Source organism: Streptomyces sp. NPDC001508 (assembly GCF_040298665.1).
Lineage (GTDB): Bacteria > Actinomycetota > Actinomycetes > Streptomycetales > Streptomycetaceae > Streptomyces.
Genome location: NZ_JBEPAP010000031.1, coordinates 37,030 through 54,489, shown reverse-complemented (window position 1 = coordinate 54,489; position 17,460 = coordinate 37,030). Strand labels below are relative to the sequence as shown.

The following is a 17,460-nucleotide window of genomic DNA, read 5'->3' as shown; positions in this document are numbered from 1 at the left end:
CTCCCTCCGCCCTACCGTCCCGAATTTCCGCAACTCACAGCGATGGAAATTTCACTGACGGTAGATCTAGGGGTCATGAGCAGCACACGGAAGGTCACCACCGACGGCGCCGCCTGGCTCGCCTCCGCAGAAACGTATCCGCGCAGCGCCCTCGCATTATGGGAGGAGCGGCCCGACGCCCCGCTCGTCCTGCCCTGCGGCACCGCCTTCGACGTGGTGAACGCGCCGGCGATCTTCGGTCGCCGGATGCTGGACCGGCTGTGGGCCGAGGGCCCGGGGTCGGGGCCGGTCGCGGTCTTCCGGGGCCGCCTGCTCCTGTTCGCCGCTGCGGGCACGGCCCAGCGCCTGCCCTCGCTGCTGTCCTGGGAGGAGTGGGGCCGCCGGGGCCGCACCGGCGGCGTGCCGCCGCTGCTGTGCCACGGCACCGGGGACGCGGTGACCGTGCCGGCCCTGCGCGGCCCGGACGGCGAGGAGCCCGCCGCCCGCGACGGCTCCCGCTGGCTGGTCGCCCCCAGCACCCGGCATCCCTGGCTTCCCGGTCCCGATGTGGTGCTCTGGGCGGCGGTCCGGGCGGCCCGGGAGACTCTGCGGATATCGATTTTTCCTCCCGTCGACCAGGGTGCTAAGGTCTAGGACGTCGGCAGGCGCCGCTAGCTCAGTTGGTTAGAGCAGCTGACTCTTAATCAGCGGGTCCGGGGTTCGAGTCCCTGGCGGCGCACGACGACGATGGCGAGGCATGTTCGCATCAACCGCGAACCCCTCGCCATCTCTGTTTTCGCACGGCTTCCCCGCCCGGCGCGCGCCGCGGGGCCTCGCCGCCCTGTTCTTCGGCCGGCTCAGCCCACGGCCTTCGGTGTGATCTTCACCGTCCAGGCGCCGGACACCGTTCGGTCCTCCACCTCCACCCGGGCGCCGTCCCCCGGCACCGTGAAGGTCTCGCCGAGCGCGACCGGGGCGTCGGCGAGCGGCGGGTAGACCGAGCCCTCCCAGCACGCCTCGGTGCGCGGATGGGCGTCCACGACCTCCATCGGGCCGTTTCCGGACGCCGCACCGCTGTGCACCCGGTACACCAGCACACCCTGCCGGCAGACCCCGTGGTCGCTCCCGGCGGGCCCGCGCGCCTCGAAGGCCAGCGCGCTGTCGGCTCCGGTGCGTACGACGGCCAGCTTCACCCCGCCGCCCAGGCCGAAGGCCGGTGACCCGGCGCTCCCGGCGCCCGGCGGCTCCCCTGCGGCCAGCGGCTCCAGGGTCAGCCGGGTCGCTCCGGTCCCCCGTACGCACACCACCTGGCGGGGATCCAGCCAGCCCAGCTTCCACTTGTGCCAGGCGAACAGGTCGGGCGCCAGCCCGAACTGACTGCCCATCAGGTCCCAGTCGCCGACGTAGGTGTCCCAGTCGCCCTTGCCGTCCACCGGGCGGTGGTAGAGGTCCGGGAGGTCGAAGACATGCCCGGTCTCGTGCGCGAGGACCAGCCGGTCCGGCGGATGGTCCTCGAAGACCGTGACGACCCGGCGTACGTCCGTGTCGTCCACCCGCACCGGGGTGTCCAGGTTGACGACCTTCGTCGCGTCGGAGTCCACGCCGGGGGCGTCCGGATCGGCCACGAAGTAGACGATGTCGTAGCGCGAGAAGTCGACGTCCGGGTCGGCCACCGCGAACGCGTCCCGCAGATAGGCGGCCCGCTGCGCGGCGCTCCAGTCACGCCTTATGACGTACGACGTCGAGGGGCGCGGCATACGGATCCAGCGCTTCAGCGGATGCGGGCGCAGGGTGAACCTGCCGTAGGAGACCTGTTCGAAGAAGCGGCTGGTGGCCGGGAAATGGTCGGCGGCCAGTTCGGCGGGCGTGCCGCGCGGGGCCGAGTCCGGGAAGGAGAGGAACACCAGCACGGCGTCGAGCGGGCGTGTGGGGCGCGGATAGGAGGCGTTCCAGGTGTCCACCCCCTCGGAGTGGTGCGCGTCGGTCCGGTGCAGGGCGCACGGCGTCGTGGAGAACGGTTCGGCCACCGAGGGGACGGTGAGGATCGACGTCGCGGCGAGCGCCGACATCGTGGTGAACACGGCGGCGGCACTGCGCAGATGGGGCGGCAAGGGGGGACCTCCGGGTGAGGTTGCACGGACACCGCACCCAGACTGTGGGATTTTGCTGCACTACGCCCTGTTTGTCTGCACCAGAAGAGTGAGGAACCGTCACACCCTCGAATGGCCGACGCCTCGAATCACTCACAGAACGTCACAAGCGGTCGCCGGTCCTAAGAACTCGTCCAGGCACGGGCAGAAACGATCTGTCGGAACCCCGGGTCGATCGGGGACACTGGAAGTCGGCTGGAAGGCCCTCGGGCCAGCCTCTATGATCGGCACACTTTCCTGCACGGACAGAGATCGAGTGGCACTGCGGGAGCGAGCGGTGAGCGGAACGTCCGAAGGGCCGACGCCCGCGGCAGACCTCGACCGGTCCGCCGTCACAGAGCGTGACAACAGTACGTCTTCGAGTGCCCGGCGGCCGACCGCCGGGTCACCGGCACACACCTACCGTGCGGTCTTCGCGGCCGCCCCGCTGTCCATGGCGATCGTCGACCGCGACGGCCGAGTGGTCAGCGCCAACGACGCGTTCGGCGCGCTGCTCGGCACCGACGCCGGCGCACTGACCGGACGCGTCGCGGCCGACCTGGTCGATCTGACCACCGACACCCGTGCCTGGCACGCCTACCGCGAGGTGCTGCGCGGCCGGCAGGCCAAGCTGCGCTGCACCCGGCGGCTGAAGCAGCCCGACGGCCGCGCGGTGTGGGCGCAGATCACCGTCACCCCGCTGGCCGAGTCCGAGCACGGCATCCTGCTCTCCGTCGCCGACATCAGCGCCCGCCGTGAACTCCAGGCCAAACTGCGGCACTTGCAGATGCACGACCCGGTGACCCGGCTCGCCAACCGCACGCTGTTCTTCGAACGGCTGACGGCCGCGCTGGAGGCGGACGCCTACGAGCAGGGCGGCACCGGCCGGGTCGGACTGTGCTACCTGGACCTCGACGGCTTCAAGGCGGTCAACGACACCCTCGGCCACCGGGTCGGCGACCGGCTGCTGGCCGCCGTGGCGGAGCGGCTGACCCAGATCGCGGACGAGGCCGGGTGCGGACGGACGGGCACCCCCCTGGTGGCGCGGCTCGGCGGCGATGAATTCGCCCTGCTCGTCGAGGACTCGACGGGCACGGACCAACTCGCCGAGCTGGCCGAGTCGGCGCTGACCGCGCTCCGCGCCCCCTTCGACCTCGCGGGCCGGCGGCTGTCGCTGACGGCCTCCATCGGCGTGGTCGAACGGCACACGGCCGGTACGACGGCCACCGGACTGATGCAGGCGGCCGACACCACCCTGTACTGGGCGAAGGCCGACGGCAAGGGCCGCTGGACGCTGTTCGACCCGGAGCGCAACGCGCACCGGATGACCCGGCAGGCCCTCTCCTCCGCCCTGCGCCCCGCCATCGACCGCGGTGAATTCGCCCTGGAGTACCAGCCGTTGGTCGGCATGGAGGACGGCCGGCTGCGCGGGGTCGAGGCGCTGGTCCGCTGGCAGCATCCGCAGTTCGGCACACTGATGCCGAATCGGTTCATCGGACTCGCCGAGGAGGACGGCTCGATCGTGCCGCTCGGCCGCTGGGCGCTGGTCACCGCCTGCCGCCAGGCGCGCCGCTGGCAGCTGGACCACCCGGACGAGCCGCCGATCTTCATGAGCGTCAATGTGGCGGTGCGCCAGGTCTGGGACTCCGACCTGGTGGCCGATGTGGCGGACGCCCTCGCCCGGACGGACCTGGCCCCGCACCTGTTGCAGCTGGAGCTGACCGAGTCGGCGGTGATGGGGTCGGCGGGCCGCCCGCTGGAGGCCCTACAGGCGCTGAGCGACATGGGGGTGCGGATCGCCATCGACGACTTCGGCACCGGCTACTCGAACCTGGCGTATCTGAGCCGGCTGCCGGTGTCCGTCCTCAAGCTGGACGGCTCGTTCGTGCGCGGCTTCCAGTACGACGACCCCGGCGACCGGCCGAATCCGGCCGACGAGGTCGTGGTCGAGGCGATGATCCAACTGGCGCACCGGCTCGGGCTCACGGTGACCGCCGAGTGCGTGGAGACCTCCGCGCAGGCGACCCGGCTGCGGCACATCGGCTGCGACACCGGCCAGGGCTGGCTCTACTCCCGGCCGGTGCCGCCGGACCGCATCTCCGAACTGCTGGCCACGCAGTCCTACGCGGTGGGCAACCCGTAGGCGTCCGCGATCAGTTGGTACGAGCGCAGCCGCAGATCGCCGCGGTGCGCGTGCGAGGTGAGCATCAACTCGTCGGCGCCGGTGCGCTTGTGCAGCGCGTCGAGTCCGGCGCGCACCTCGTCGGCGCCGCCGTGCACGATATTGCCCGTCCAGGACCGTACGAACTCCTCCTCCATCGGGCTGAACTCGTGCTTCTCGGCCTCCGCCGGGTCCGGGAACAGGCCGGGGCGGCCGGTGCGCAGCCGAACCATGTTCAGCGCCATCGCCCGGGTCTGCCGGCGTGCCTCCCGCTCGTCGTCCGCGGCGAGGGCGGAGACGCCGATCAGGGCGTACGGCTCGTCGAGGGCGTCGGAGGGCCGGAAGTTCTCCCGGTACAGGTCGAGGGCCGGGACGGTGTTCTGCGCGGAGAAGTGGTGCGCGAAGGCGAACGGCAGGCCGAGCAGGGCCGCGAGCCGGGCGCTGAAACCGGAGGAACCGAGCAGCCAGACGGGCGGGCGGTGCGGGGACTGGACACCGCCGGGCGCGGTGGCCTGCACCGGGCCGGGAACGGCGTGGATACGCCGGTAGGGGTGGCCGTCGGGGAAGTCGTCGTCCAGGAACCGGGTCAGCTCCGCCAGTTGCTGCGGGAAGTCGTCGGCGCCCTCGTTCAGGGTGTCGGTGCGGCGCAGCGCGGCGGCGGTGGCCCCGTCGGTGCCCGGCGCCCGCCCAAGACCGAGGTCGATCCGGCCCGGCGCCAGCGCCTCCAGCGTGCCGAACTGCTCCGCGATGACCAGGGGGGCATGGTTGGGCAGCATCACCCCGCCCGAGCCGAGCCGGATCCGTTCCGTGTGGGCGGCGAGGTGGGCGAGGATCACCGCCGGCGAGGAGGAGGCGACGCCCGGCATGGAGTGGTGCTCGGCGACCCAGTACCGGTGGAAGCCGCGCGCCTCGGCGAGCCGGGACAGCTCGACACCGGTGCGCAGTGCGTCGGTGGCGGTGCTGCCCGTCCCGACGGTCACCAGATCCAGTACGGAGAGGGGGACGGGGGCGGTCCCGTGGGCCGTCCCCCGGATCTCGTCTGCCGCCACGGTGGTGCCTCCTGTATTTCGCCGTACGCTGTCTTCCGCGAGCTAACGGGAGGCGGGCTCCGTTTTATTCCCGACCACCATGCCCGACCAATTCCCGGCGCGCCCCGGCCGCGGTACGTCCGCTGGCTGCGGCGCCATTGTGGCCGGTCGCGCGGTTCCCCGCGCGCCCCTTCGGGGACATCCGCCGGCCACTGGCTGCGGCACCGTTGTGGCCGGTCGCGCGGTTTCCCACGGCTCTTTGGCGTCCGCCGGCCACTGGCTGCGGCGCCGTCGTGGCGGTCGCGCAGTTCCCCGCGCCCCTTTGGCGTCCGCCGGCCGCTGGCTGCGGCACCGTCGTGGCTGGTCGCGCAGTTCCCCGTGGCCCTTTGGGGGCGTCCGCCATCCGTTGACTGCGGCGCCATGGTGGCTGGTCGCGCGGTTTCCCGCGGGCCTTTTGGTGGAGGCGGCTGGCGCATGGTGCGGTCTGTCGGAGCCGTCCGGGTGGCTCTCGGAGGGGTGGGTCAGGCCTGGATCAGGGGCTCGTGGGTGAACAGGGAGCCCAGGGTGGGGGCGTTCACCCTGCGGTCCGTCAGGCGTAGGGCCTCCCACACCGTGACCTGGTTGGCCGTGAGGACCGGCTTGCCCAGCTCCTTCTCCAGCGCGGGCAGGTGGGCCACCGTGTGCAGGGCCGTGTCCGGCAGCAGCAGCGCCTCCGCCTCCGCCCGGTCCGCCCGCCGGGCCAGGTCGAACAGCTCGCGCTCGCCCCAGTCGCCCACCTCCGCGGCCGTGACGATCCCGGACGGCCGCACCGCGGTCACCGTGGTGCCCGCGGCCCGCAGGAAGTCCGCGAACAGTTCGGCCACATCGTCCGGATAGGTCGCACCGACCGCCACCCGGTGCGCCCCGATCTCACGCAGGGCGTGCACGAACGCGAAGGACGTCGAGGAGGCCGGCATGCCCGCGGCCAGCGCCAGCGAGCGGACCTGCTCATGGGCGCCCTCCCAGCCGTACACGAAGCTGCCGCTGGTGCACGCCCACACGACCGCCTCCGCGCCCGCCAGGCGCAGGCTCGCAACACCCGCCGCCAGCCGCTCCGGCGCCCCCATCCGGCGCAGCGCGTCCACCCGGTGCGCGTCCTCGCCGATGTCGGTGTGCACCAGCTCCACCCGGATGTCGCTGCCCAGGAGCTGCTCGATACGCGGATAGTCGTCCTCGGCGGAGTGCCCCGGGTAGAGGAATCCGAGTGCGGTCATGTCCAGCCCTCCTGCTGTTCTTCCGGCAGTGCGGGCCATCCGCGCGCCGCTTCGTCCAACAGCGCCTGGTACGGCCCCACCGCTCGGGTACCCAGTCGGCGCAGCGCCGCCCACATCGTGACCTGGTTGGCCGAGAGCACGGGGATGCGCAGCTCCGCCTCCAGCTGGGGGATCACGTCGTACGTCGGCAGATTGGTGCAGGAGATGAACAGGGCGTCGGCGCCGCCCGCCCGCGCGGCCCGGCGCGCCATCTCGGCCACGTCCCGGTACGGCACCCGCCAGATGTACCGGGTCAGCCCCATGTAGACGCATCCGGTCACCCGGACCCGCGCCTCGGCCACATAGTCCCGCAGGGCGCGGGTCACCGACTCCGTGTACGGCGTCAGCAGGGCCACCCGCCGCACCCGCAGCTCGGCCAGCGCCTCCAGCAGCGCACCGGACGTCGTCACGGCCGGGACCGCGCCGGCCCGGGCCATCGCCTCGCCCATCGCCCGTTCCCAGGCGATCCCGCCGACGAAGCTGCCGGAGGTGCAGGCGTAGGCCACCACCTCGGGTTCCACGGCGGTCAGCGCGCGGACCGCCTCGCCGAGGGTTTCGTGCTCGCTGACCAGCCGGGCCAGGTCCAGGCTCACCTCGACCGGCACGTACGGCGTCCGCGTCAGGTGCAGCGACACCTCGTCCGGCACCCAGCGCCACAGCTCCCGGTCGAGCGCGAAGTCGAAGGGGGCGACCACGCCGACACCGCGCTGCGGGCGGGGACCGCCGAGAAAGGAGACGTCCATGGCAGACACCGCCTCACGGGGGAAAACGGGCGGGCAACCGGGTCCGGGTACGCCCGTGTTGACGAAGGTAGGTTCGGGTGCGAGCGTGGTCAATCCGCCCATGTCAGACGCCCTCTTTCAGACCCCGCCAAGACCCCGCCAAGACCCCGCCCCAAGATCCCGCCACGGACCCCGGAGGAACGGTTTGTCGACGTCCGTACCGACGCTCCTCGTGCTCGATACCGACCCGCTCCCCCGCCTCGGCCGGCTCACCGGCCGTGCCCGCGTCGTGCACGCCGACGCACGCACGCTGGCCGGGCTGCTGCCGACGGCGGACGTCCTGCTGGTGTGGGACTTCGCCTCGCGCGCGGTCCGCGATGCCTGGCCGGGCGGCGGTCCGCGCCCCCGCTGGGTGCACACGGCGAGCGCGGGCGTCGACCATCTGATGTGCCCGGAGCTGGCCGATTCGGACACCGTGGTGACCAACGCGCGCGGGGTCTTCGACGGGCCCATCGCCGAGTATGTGGCCGCGCTCGTGCTGGCCATCGCCAAGGATCTCCCGCGCACCCTGGACCTCCAGCGGCAGCGGACCTGGCGGCACCGCGAGGCCCGGCGGCTGGCCGGTACGCGCGCGTGCGTGGTCGGCTCCGGGCCGATCGGCCGGGCCGTCGCCCGCACGCTCAAGGCGCTGGAAGTGACGCCCGCGGTCGTCGGCCGTGTCCCGCGTACCGGCATATACGGCCCCGACGACCTGGACCGGCTGATCGCGCGGGCGGACTGGGTGATCGCGGCGGCGCCGCTGACCGAGCAGACGCACGGCATGTTCGACGCCCGCCGCTTCGGTGTGATGCAGCCCTCGGCGCACTTCATCAACGTCGGCCGCGGGCAGTTGGTCGTCGAGGACGCGCTCGTCGAGGCGCTGTCCAAGCGCTGGATCGCGGGCGCGGCCCTGGACGTGTTCGCCACCGAGCCGCTGGCCCCGGACAGCCCGCTGTGGCGGCTGCCGGGGCTGATCGTCTCCCCGCACATGAGCGGTGACACGGTCGGCTGGCGGGATGAACTCGGCTCCCAGTTCGTGGAGTTGTACGAGCGGTGGGCGGCGGGAAGAGCGCTGGTGAACGTGGTCGACAAGAAGCGCGGATACGTGCCGGGCCACTGACCCCGGGAGGGTGCATGGAGCTGACCGACCTGACCGCCGTACAACTTCTCGACGGCTACCGCAGGGGCGAGTTCAGCCCCGTGGAGGCCACCACCGCCGCCCTGGAGCGGGCGGCGCGGATCCAGCCGGAGGTGAACGCCTTCGCCCGGCTCCTTTCGGAGGATGCGCTGGAACGGGCCCGGGAGTCGGCCGGGCGGTGGCGGCGCGGGGAGCCGGCGGGGCTGGTGGACGGCGTGCCGGTGACGGTCAAGGACATCCTGCTGCTGCGCGGCCATCCGACCCTGCGGGGTTCGAGGACCGTATCGGCGGACGGCGTGTGGGCCGAGGACGCGCCGTCGGTGGCCCGGCTGCGTGAGCAGGGCGCGGTCTTCATCGGCAAGACGACGACACCCGAGTACGGCTGGAAGGGTGTCACCGATTCTCCGCTGACCGGGGTGACCCGCAATCCGCACGACCCCGCCCGTACCGCGGGCGGCTCGAGCGGCGGCAGCGCGGCGGCGGTGGCGCTGGGCGCGGGCCCGTTGTCGCTGGGCACGGACGGCGGGGGCAGTGTGCGCATCCCGGCCGCGTTCTGCGGGATCTTCGGGCTGAAGCCGACGTACGGCAGGGTGCCGCTGTATCCGCCGAGCGCCTTCGGAACGCTGTCCCATGTGGGCCCGATGACCCGGGACGCGGCGCTGCTGCTGGACGTCATCGGCCGGCCCGATGCCCGGGACTGGTCGGCGCTGCCCGCGGCGCCCGGCTCGTTCGTGGCGGCCCTCGGCTCGGGCGTGCGCGGGCTGCGGGTGGCGTACTCGCCGTCGCTGGGCGGTCAGGTGGCGGTGCGTCCGGCGGTCGCGGCGGCGGTGCGGCGTGCGGTGGCCGGGCTCGCGGATTCGGGCGCGTACGTCGAGGAGACCGACCCCGACCTCGCGGACCCGGTGGGCGCCTTCCACACCCTGTGGTTCAGCGGCGCCGCCCGGGTCGTGCAGGGGCTGCCGCCGGACCGGCGGGCGCTGCTCGACCCCGGGCTGCGCGAGATCTGCGGGGCGGGCGCCCGGCTCTCGGCGCTGGACTACCTGGCCGCGGTGGACGTGCGCATGGACCTCGGCCGGCGCATGGGCCGCTTCCATGAGACATACGACCTGCTGGTCACGCCGACCGTGCCGATCACGGCGTTCGAGGCGGGCGCGGAGGCGCCGAAGGGTTCGGGCCACCGGCGCTGGACGGGGTGGACGCCGTTCACCTACCCGTTCAACCTCACCCAGCAGCCGGCCGCGAGCGTTCCCGTCGGGGCGGACGAGGCGGGGCTGCCGATCGGTCTCCAGCTGGTCGCGGCCCGGCACCGGGACGATCTGGTGCTGCGTGCCGCCCACACGCTGTACACGGCCGGGCTCACGCGCGGCGGAAGCTGAGCGTCTCCCCCGCCGCCCCGGACCGCCACAGGTCGTTGCACGCCTCGGCCATCCGGTCGAGTCCGTCGACGATCTGGCCCCAGACGATGCCGGGCACCCAGCCCACGTCGCCGTTGAGCAGCAGGTTGTTGCGCTCGTAGAACAGGGCCAGGTCGACCAGGGTGGTCCCGGGGCGGACCTCGCGGTCGTAGCCGTAGGCGCGCGTGCCCAGTTCCGCGCCGGCGAAGGAGAAATAGCAGAGGTCGCCGGGGATCGGGGCGACCGTCGGATTCTCCAGGGGCGGTTCGGATGCCGCGAAGGGAGGGAAGAGGGCGTAGATCTCGTTGCGGGCGTACTTGGCGTGGTAGACGTCACCGGACAGCGGCAGGGCGTCCCAGACCGCGGCGCAGGTGAGGGGGGCACGGTCGTCCAGAAGCCGGGCCGTGCACCGGACGTCCCGCTCGGCCAGCGAGACTTCGAGGAATCGGGCGGTCGTGGAATCCGTCATGGAATCCATGGTGCATAAGTCGTGTGGTCCCGGGTAGCCGCGCGGCCATGGCTCCACCACTTGGGAACGGCGTACACACAACCGGGCACAGACGCAGCCGGCGGGCGGTGCTCGCGGGCGTGGCGGCCCTCGGCGCGCTGGGCGCGGCGGGCTGCTCACGCGTCGCCACGACGTCCGCGGCGAACGGCGGCGACCTGCTGGACCGGCTGCGGGCGCAGGGTGTCGTCCGGCTCGGCATCGCCGGTGAAATACCCTTCGGCTACATCGGCAAGGACGGCCGGCTGACCGGTGAGGCACCGGAGTTGGCGAAGGTCATCTTCAAACGGCTCGGCGTGGACGACGTGCAGCCGGTGCCGACCGAGTTCGGATCGCTGATCCCCGGACTGAACTCGCAGCAGTTCGATGTCGTGGCCGCCGGGATGTCCGTGAGCCCCGACCGTTGTGAACAGGTGATCTTCGCCGACCCCGACTTCCAGATGCCCGACGCCTTCATCGTCCGCAAGGGCAATCCGAAAGGGCTGCACGACTACAAGGACGTCGTCGCGAAGAAGGCCAAGTTCGCCACCGGGACCGGATACGCCCAGATCCAGTACGCGGTCGAGGCCGGCTACAAGGAGAGCGACATTCTGATCGTCCCGGACCAGGTGGCCGGGCTGAACGCGGTCGAGGTCGGACGCGTCGACGTGTTCGCGGGCACCGCGCTGACCACCCATCAGGTGGTGCGGAAGTCCGCCAAGGCGGAGGCCACCACGGCCTTCGCCCCGCTCGTCGACGGCAAACCGCACGTGGACGGCGGCGCGTTCGCCTTCCGGCCCACAGAGAGGAAGCTGCGGGACGCCTTCAACACCGAGCTGCACAAGATGAAGAAGAGCGGTGAGCTGTTCCGCATCCTGCGGCCGTTCGGCTTCACACAGGCCGAGATGACCGACCTCACCGCGAAGGAGCTGTGCGGCGGATGACAGCCGGCCTCTGGGAACTCGTACTCAAGGGAGTCTGGACCACGATCCAGCTTCTGGTCCTCAGCGCGCTGCTGGCCGCGGCGGTCTCCTTCGTCGTCGGCATCGCGCGCACCCACCGGCTGCGCATCGTCCGTTTCGTCGCCGGTTTCTACACCGAGGTGTTCCGCGGCACCTCGGCGCTCGTCATGATCTTCTGGGTGTTCTTCGTGCTGCCGATCGCCTTCGGCTGGCAGCTGGTACCGCTGTGGGCGGGCACGCTGGCGCTCGGGCTGACCTACGGCGCATACGGCTCGGAGGTCGTGCGCGGGGCGCTGAACGCGGTCGAGGCGGCGCAGAAGGAGGGCGGCATCGCCCTCGGCTTCACGCCCTTTCAGCGGCTGCGGCTGATCCTGCTGCCGCAGGCGGTGCCGGAGATGATCCCCTCCTTCTGCAATCTGGTGGTCGAACTGCTCAAGGGCACCGCGCTGGTGTCCATCATGGGCATGGGCGATCTGGCGTTCAGCGCCAACCTGGTGCGGCTGGCGCTCCAGCAGAGCGCGGAGGTCTACACCTACGTCCTGCTGATCTACTTTGTGATCGCCTTCGTGATCACCCGGCTGATGCGGGCGCTGGAGAAACGGCTGAAGGCCGGTCTCGGCAAGGACCCCGGCACGGAACGGACGGCGCGTGAGGTCAAGCGCGCCCAGACGACCGGCGTGGGCGCCGCGGGCGGTGGTGCGGCATGACCTGGGACTGGAACGCCGTCGGCGACTTCATGCCGCACTTCTGGGACGGTCTGCTGGTCACGTTGCAGGCGCTGGCGCTCGGCTCGCTGCTCTCGTTCAGCCTGGGCCTGGTGTGGGCGCTGCTGATGCGGACGCCGACCCGGTGGGTGCGCTGGCCGGTCGGGGTGGTGACGGAGTTCGTCCGCAACACGCCGCTGCTGGTGCAGTTGTTCTTCCTCTTCTACGTGCTGCCCGAGTGGGGCCTGACCTTCTCCGCGCTGACCACCGGTGTCTTCGCGATCGGGCTGCACTACTCGACGTACACGATGCAGGTCTACCGGGCCGGTATCGAGGCGGTGCCCGTCGGCCAGTGGGAGGCCGCGACGGCGCTGAGCCTGTCGGTGCGCAGGACCTGGACGGCGGTGATCCTGCCGCAGGCGGTCCGCCGGGTGGTGCCGCCGCTCGGCAACTACGTCATCTCGATGCTCAAGGACACGCCCATCCTGATGACGATCACCGTCCTGGAGATGCTGGGCCGGGCGCGGCTCTTCTCCCAGCAGCACTTCCAGTTCACCGAGCCGGTGACGGTGATCGGCGTGGCCTTCATCGTCATCTCCTATCTCGCCTCCCTCCTTCTGCGCACCCTGGAGCGTCGCCTTGTCCGTTGAGACCCGTAAGCAGCCGACCGCCGCCGAGGACCCTCCGACCGGGCTGATCCGCATGCGGGGGGTGACCAAGCGGTTCGGCGACCACACCGTCCTCGACGGGCTCGACCTGTCCGTGCAGGCGGGCCGGCATGTCACGCTGATCGGCCCGTCCGGTTCCGGCAAGACGACGATCCTGCGGCTGCTGATGACGCTGGCCAAGCCGGACGAGGGCACCATCACGGTGGACGGGCAGCCGCTGTTCCCGGCCTCCGAGAAGGAGGTCCGCGAGGTCCGCAAGAAGATCGGGATGGTGTTCCAGCAGTTCAACCTGTTCCCGAACATGACGGTGCTGCGGAACATCACCGAGGCCCCGGTCACCGTGCTCGGCCTGGACAAGGACGAGGCGGAGGCGCGCGCCCGGGAACTGCTGGAGCTGGTCGGCCTCAGCGACAAGTGCGACATGCGCCCCGCCCAGCTGTCCGGGGGTCAGCAGCAGCGGGTGGCGATCGCGCGGGCGCTGGCCATGCGGCCGCAGGTGCTGCTGCTGGACGAGGTGACCTCCGCGCTCGACCCCGAGCTGGTCGCGGGCGTCCTGGACCTGCTGCGGGACATCGCCCGCAGCACGGACATCACGATGCTGTGCGTGACCCACGAGATGAACTTCGCCCGGGACATCTCCGACCAGGTCCTGATGTTCGACGGCGGCCGGGTCATCGAGGCGGGGTCACCGGAGCGGATCTTCAGCGATCCGGAGCAGGAGCGCACCCGGGAGTTCCTGGGCGCCGTCCTGTGACCGAGTTTTTGCTCGCCGTGGCGGTGCAATTGCAGCGGGTGAGGGTGCCAACACGGCAGGTCACCCGCTGGGGCATGTCATAGGCATATGCCAGCATGCCGATGCCGCAGCTTACGGGCATCGTGATCTCGTCAACGCCCCCTTCCCAGCGGAGACCTGACCGTTATCGTGGAAACGATCCGCCGTCCGGATTCGCGGCCCAGACAGCAAGCGCAGGGGGGACCACCGTGGCGCTGATGCACGAGCCGACCGCCCCGTACCACTCCGCCCAGGACGCCCTGCGCGTCCTGGAGACGGTGGCACGGCACACCGCGGGCATCACCGACACCGAGCTGGCCCGCCGGACCTGCCTCGGCCCCGAGCGGCTGACCGCGCTGCTGCGGATGCTGCGCCGCGAGGGATACGTCGAGCAGGTCACCGACGGCGCCTATGTGACCGGTGCTGCGCTGAGCCGCCTCGGCTCCGCGCAGCACCGGGAGCGGGCGCTGCGCGACAAGCTCCAGCTCACCCTGGTCCGGCTGCGGGACTCGGTCGGCGCGGCCGTCTATCTGAGCCGGTACGTCGACGGTGAGGTGAAGGTCACCCAGTACGCCGACAGCCCGGCCACGCCCGCGGTCAACGAGTGGGTCGACTTCCGCTCCTGCGCGCACGCCACGGCGGTCGGCAAGAGCCTGCTGACCCAGCTCGACCACAACGCCCGCCGCGATCACCTCTCCCGGCACAAGATGGCCCGCCTCACCTCGCGCACCATCACCAGCGACCGGCTGCTGCTGTCCCGCCTGGAGTCCCAGCCGCCGACGGTGCCCGTGCTCGACCTACAGGAGTACGCGGTCGGCACGGTGTGCGCGGCGGTGCCGATCACGGCGGGTTCCTCGGTGGGCTGTCTGGCGCTGTCGCTGCCGGTGACGCACGCCTACCGGCTGCGGCAGGCCGCGGACGCCCTGAACCGCAACGCGGCACCGGTGCTGCTGTCGCTGGCGATCTAGCACCGGTGGCGCCGGCCACACCGCCGGCACCGGATCCGGTGTGGTCCGGAGCACCCCCGCGGACCAGGTAGTATTTTCTTCGTCGCCGATCGCGAGACGCGGACGGCGGGAGTCATGCGCCGCTAGCTCAGTTGGTTAGAGCAGCTGACTCTTAATCAGCGGGTCCGGGGTTCGAGTCCCTGGCGGCGCACTGATGAAGGGCCCCTCGTCCACACGAGGGGCCCTTCGACGTCCTGCACGGTCAGTCACCGGTACGCCCGGTGGATCCCTGGCCGCTCTCGGCCGGATCGACCTCGTGTTCGTCCACAACCCGGAGCACGCCGGTCTCTGCCGCACGGAGCTTCATCCGGCACTTCGTGAGGTGTTCACGGTGCTGGAGGAGTTCGCTGCCGCGGGCAGGGTCGGCGGGTGCGGCGTGGCCACCTGGTCGGGGTTCCAGCACGACGCCTTCTCCGTGTCCGAACTCCTGGGCCTGGCCATCGAGGTCGCTGGTTCGGGTGAGCATCACCTGAGGGCCGTCCAACAGCCGGTCAGCCTCGTCATGGCAGGCCGATCGCCCTTGCCCTCGATGGCAGGGGCCCCTCGTCCTGGCCGTGCGGCGGGCCTGATCACCTTCGGCTCCTCGCCTCTGCACGGCGGCGAACTGCCCGGCCTCGTCACGTACGGACTCGCCGAGTTCATCCGCCCGGGCGCCTCGCCGGGCACCGCCTGTCTCCTCGTTGCGGCCTCCTGCCCGAGCCTGGACGTGGTACTGCTGTCTGCTGGTACCGCTCCCCATTGGGCCGTCGCAAAGGCCACCATTGCCGCCCCGCTCGACCCGGGCCGCCTCAGGAAGGTCACCGATGTACTCGCCCAAGGATGAGACCACCAGGGCACGCATGGAGGACGCCCTGGCCCACGCCGCTTTACGCCTGTCCACCACGACGGCGGGGGCGCCGGCCTGGGGATGGCTCGGCCGTACCATCGGCAGCCGCACCGAGGGCGGCCACTGGCTCCGCGTCCACTGCGGCGAGCCAGCCAAGACCCCCGCCACCCGGAACGAGGGGATCGCCCTCGCCGAGGAACGGGTGTCCGACAAGGTGTCCCGCCCGCACCTCCACGACCTGTACCGCTGGGACGGCGGCGAGTACGTCTTCGAAGCGGAGCTGATCGTCATCCTGGACTGGGAGCGCTGGGGCGCCGTCCCCGTCGGCTACGACCCCCGCGATGCTCTACGTGGACGGCCTCCGCGTCCCCGCCGTCGCCGACCGCATCCGCTCCGAGTTCGCCCATGTCCTCGACACCCCCGTCGGCCTGATCGGCGAAGAGATCGCCCTCGCCGAGATGCTCCAGGCCGTGGGCCGTGGCTGGTACGCGGCACTGGCCCCCTACCTCCTCGACCGTGCCGAAGAGCTGACGGGAATCCGGCCGACGGCATCGCCGACGGGTGCAGCTCTTTCGTAGTGACCTACTCGGGGGCAGGGTTCATCGGCCCTGCCCTCCTGGTGCTCCGGCTCATCTCGGCCGGCCACACCCCCGCCGGCGCGGAGAAGTGGGCGGCCGGGAAGCGCTTTGGGCCCTCGATGCTCTGCGGCTCACACCGGATGTCACCGCAGTCGGCCACCGTTCCGTTCTGGCACAGCTTCTGTCTGCTGACGGGCTGGTCCGTGTAGCCGTGGCCGCCGGCCCCGCCGGAGGAGAGCGCGAAGGCTCCGGCGGTGGTCAGACCAACGGCGGCGGACAACCCAGGTATAGTCCAAGTCTCGGATTATTGCCGTCTGTTGACCACATCCATACCAATCACGGAGCGGACTCGGTACGGCCCGCGCAGAAGGCGACCGTCAGATCCCGCACCAGCGCCTTGCGTTCGTAGTCGTCGAGTTCGACCAGACCGCGCATGGTCAGCCGGGTCACCGTGTCCTCCACCGAGTCCACCACCGAGGTGAGCATGGAGGAGCGCTGCTGCGCGTCCAGCACGGCGATCCGGCGCCGGTGCATGGCCGCGGCGACCTCGGGCGCGTACTCGGCCCGGACCGGCTGCACCGAGAACACCTCAAGCCCGATGCCCGCCGCGTCCGCCGCCACCAGCCGGGTCAGCGCCTCCCCCGCCGCCTCCGCGGCGCCCCGCGCCCCGCCCGGCATGCCCACCGGCACCCGGGCCAGCGCCGCCTCCACGCACTCCCGCAGATACCTCTCGTGGTCCGCCACGCCGAGCACGGCCCGCGCGGTGTCCCGCACCCGCCACACCACAAGGACCACCACCCTGAGCCCCACCCCGTTGCCGTCGGCGGCCGACATCGGCTTGCTGCGCCAGTGCCGCAGCCGCACATCGACCCGGCGCCGCCGCAGCATCGGGTTCACCCACATGAGGCCGGTGCGCCGCACGGTGCCCCGGTAGCGGCCGAACAGTCCGAGCACCCAGGCCCGGCCGGTCGCGCCCCGGGCGAGCCCGCCGAAGCCCAGCGCGCCGAGCGCCCCGGCCCCCGCGTACGCCGCCCACTGGGCCGGGCCGAGACCGGCGCCCGCGTACCCGGGCAGCCACAGCGCGTCCGCCGCGAGCCGCGGCAGCACCCCCGCCCACCAGGAGGTGGCCACGCACCCGGCGGCCCCGGCCAGCCCGACGAGCACTCCCGCGGCCCCGGGCAGCGTTCGGACCGGCCGCTCGACCAGCAGCGGATCGACCTCGGGCACCTTCCGGGCCGGCACCGGCCCCTGCCGCCTGAGCCGGGGCTGCTCGCCGGTGCCGCGCCGGCGGGCCACCACCGCCGGTTTGAGCGGCACCGACACCGGGGCGGGATCATCTCGGAACAGCAGGTGGACGGGGATCTCGGTGGTCGACTCGTTGTGGATCAGCCGGGTCGGACGGGACGGCCCCTCGACGGGTCCCTCCGACTCGGGCGTGTGTGACGTCGTCGTGCTCATGCGTGCTCCAGCCTCCGCGCCAGATGCGTCATGACAGGTGAGTGACAGAGAAGATGAGAAAGAAACCAGAAAAACCAGAGAAACCAGGAAAACAAGGAAAAACGAGGAAAAGGGGCGCG

At 71.7% G+C, this 17,460-nt stretch carries 17 protein-coding genes, 2 tRNA genes and 1 pseudogene; 13 read left to right on the top strand and 7 right to left on the bottom strand.

Features of this window, described 5'->3' with window-relative positions; genetic code table 11:
• Nucleotides 1–75: 75 nt before the first annotated feature.
• Together ABT245_RS25805 and ABT245_RS25800 are read left to right on the top strand one after the other, a co-directional pair.
• Nucleotides 76–633 carry a bifunctional DNA primase/polymerase gene (locus tag ABT245_RS25805; RefSeq protein ID WP_351737430.1) on the top strand — a complete coding sequence of 186 codons (558 nt, stop codon included), beginning with the start codon at nt 76–78 and terminating at the stop codon, nt 631–633.
• Between the two features lie 11 nt (nt 634–644).
• Nucleotides 645–718, top strand: a tRNA-Lys gene (locus ABT245_RS25800).
• A gap of 118 nt (nt 719–836) precedes the next feature.
• Here ABT245_RS25800 and ABT245_RS25795 read toward each other — a convergent pair.
• On the bottom strand, nt 837–2,048 hold the full coding sequence (locus ABT245_RS25795) for a M6 family metalloprotease domain-containing protein (RefSeq protein WP_351737500.1): 1,212 nt from the start codon (nt 2,046–2,048) through the stop codon (nt 837–839).
• A 358-nt stretch (nt 2,049–2,406) separates the two neighbouring features.
• Here ABT245_RS25795 and ABT245_RS25790 point away from each other — a divergent pair, with 358 nt between their 5' ends.
• Nucleotides 2,407–4,251: a putative bifunctional diguanylate cyclase/phosphodiesterase gene (locus ABT245_RS25790; RefSeq protein WP_351737428.1), complete on the top strand. Its 1,845-nt coding sequence runs from the start codon at nt 2,407–2,409 to the stop codon at nt 4,249–4,251.
• On the opposite strand, the gene ABT245_RS25785 is transcribed toward ABT245_RS25790, so the two are convergent.
• From ABT245_RS25785 to ABT245_RS25775, 3 genes are all read right to left on the bottom strand, one after another.
• Entirely contained in the window at nt 4,230–5,318 is a 1,089-nt protein-coding gene (locus ABT245_RS25785) for an LLM class flavin-dependent oxidoreductase (RefSeq protein WP_351737426.1), read from the bottom strand. The two genes, ABT245_RS25790 and ABT245_RS25785, sit on opposite strands and share 22 nt — an antisense overlap.
• Nucleotides 5,319–5,818: 500 nt before the next feature.
• Nucleotides 5,819–6,550, bottom strand: coding sequence for a maleate cis-trans isomerase family protein (locus ABT245_RS25780; RefSeq protein WP_351737424.1), 732 nt, complete (start codon nt 6,548–6,550; stop codon nt 5,819–5,821).
• The gene (locus ABT245_RS25775) at nt 6,547–7,332 is read right to left on the bottom strand and encodes a maleate cis-trans isomerase family protein (protein ID WP_351737422.1); all 786 of its coding nucleotides are present in this window, start codon (nt 7,330–7,332) and stop codon (nt 6,547–6,549) included. Before ABT245_RS25775 ends, ABT245_RS25780 begins: the two co-directional genes overlap by 4 nt.
• 184 nt (nt 7,333–7,516) lie before the next feature.
• Here ABT245_RS25775 and ABT245_RS25770 point away from each other — a divergent pair, with 184 nt between their 5' ends.
• Nucleotides 7,517–8,470: a D-2-hydroxyacid dehydrogenase gene (locus tag ABT245_RS25770; RefSeq protein ID WP_351737420.1), complete on the top strand. Its 954-nt coding sequence runs from the start codon at nt 7,517–7,519 to the stop codon at nt 8,468–8,470.
• A 14-nt stretch (nt 8,471–8,484) separates the two neighbouring features.
• Nucleotides 8,485–9,864 (top strand): amidase, encoded by a 1,380-nt coding sequence (locus tag ABT245_RS25765; protein ID WP_351737418.1) that lies wholly within the window; start codon nt 8,485–8,487, stop codon nt 9,862–9,864.
• On the opposite strand, the gene ABT245_RS25760 is transcribed toward ABT245_RS25765, so the two are convergent.
• Entirely contained in the window at nt 9,845–10,351 is a 507-nt protein-coding gene (locus tag ABT245_RS25760) for a DUF3830 family protein (RefSeq protein ID WP_502982192.1), read from the bottom strand. The two genes, ABT245_RS25765 and ABT245_RS25760, sit on opposite strands and share 20 nt — an antisense overlap.
• A 47-nt stretch (nt 10,352–10,398) precedes the next feature.
• Between ABT245_RS25760 and ehuB the strand changes: the two genes are divergently transcribed.
• From ehuB to ABT245_RS25720, 8 genes are all read left to right on the top strand, one after another.
• Nucleotides 10,399–11,310, top strand: a complete 912-nt coding sequence (gene ehuB, locus ABT245_RS25755) for an ectoine/hydroxyectoine ABC transporter substrate-binding protein EhuB (RefSeq protein ID WP_351737414.1) — start codon at nt 10,399–10,401, stop codon at nt 11,308–11,310.
• A complete protein-coding gene (gene ehuC / locus ABT245_RS25750; protein ID WP_351737412.1) occupies nt 11,307–12,035 on the top strand; it encodes an ectoine/hydroxyectoine ABC transporter permease subunit EhuC in 729 nt (242 codons plus the stop codon). Before ehuB ends, ehuC begins: the two co-directional genes overlap by 4 nt.
• Nucleotides 12,032–12,682, top strand: a complete 651-nt coding sequence (gene ehuD / locus ABT245_RS25745; RefSeq protein ID WP_351737410.1) for an ectoine/hydroxyectoine ABC transporter permease subunit EhuD — start codon at nt 12,032–12,034, stop codon at nt 12,680–12,682. The genes ehuC and ehuD overlap by 4 nt, the downstream gene beginning before the upstream one ends.
• A 52-nt stretch (nt 12,683–12,734) precedes the next feature.
• A complete protein-coding gene (gene ehuA, locus ABT245_RS25740; protein WP_351737498.1) occupies nt 12,735–13,454 on the top strand; it encodes an ectoine/hydroxyectoine ABC transporter ATP-binding protein EhuA in 720 nt (239 codons plus the stop codon).
• A 227-nt stretch (nt 13,455–13,681) separates the two neighbouring features.
• Nucleotides 13,682–14,440 (top strand): IclR family transcriptional regulator, encoded by a 759-nt coding sequence (locus tag ABT245_RS25735; protein WP_351737408.1) that lies wholly within the window; start codon nt 13,682–13,684, stop codon nt 14,438–14,440.
• A gap of 116 nt (nt 14,441–14,556) precedes the next feature.
• Nucleotides 14,557–14,630, top strand: a tRNA-Lys gene (locus ABT245_RS25730).
• 105 nt (nt 14,631–14,735) lie between these two features.
• On the top strand, nt 14,736–15,302 hold the full coding sequence (locus ABT245_RS25725; protein ID WP_351737406.1) for an aldo-keto reductase family protein: 567 nt from the start codon (nt 14,736–14,738) through the stop codon (nt 15,300–15,302).
• 344 nt (nt 15,303–15,646) lie between these two features.
• Complete coding sequence (locus ABT245_RS25720) at nt 15,647–15,883, top strand: hypothetical protein (protein ID WP_351737404.1); 237 nt, start codon at nt 15,647–15,649, stop codon at nt 15,881–15,883.
• Between the two features lie 91 nt (nt 15,884–15,974).
• On the opposite strand, the pseudogene ABT245_RS25715 reads toward ABT245_RS25720, so the two are convergent.
• Nucleotides 15,975–16,172 (bottom strand): annotated as a pseudogene (locus ABT245_RS25715) (chitin-binding protein); the annotation flags it as partial.
• A gap of 47 nt (nt 16,173–16,219) precedes the next feature.
• Nucleotides 16,220–17,341: an SPFH domain-containing protein gene (locus ABT245_RS25710; RefSeq protein WP_351737402.1), complete on the bottom strand. Its 1,122-nt coding sequence runs from the start codon at nt 17,339–17,341 to the stop codon at nt 16,220–16,222.
• Nucleotides 17,342–17,460: the final 119 nt, after the last annotated feature.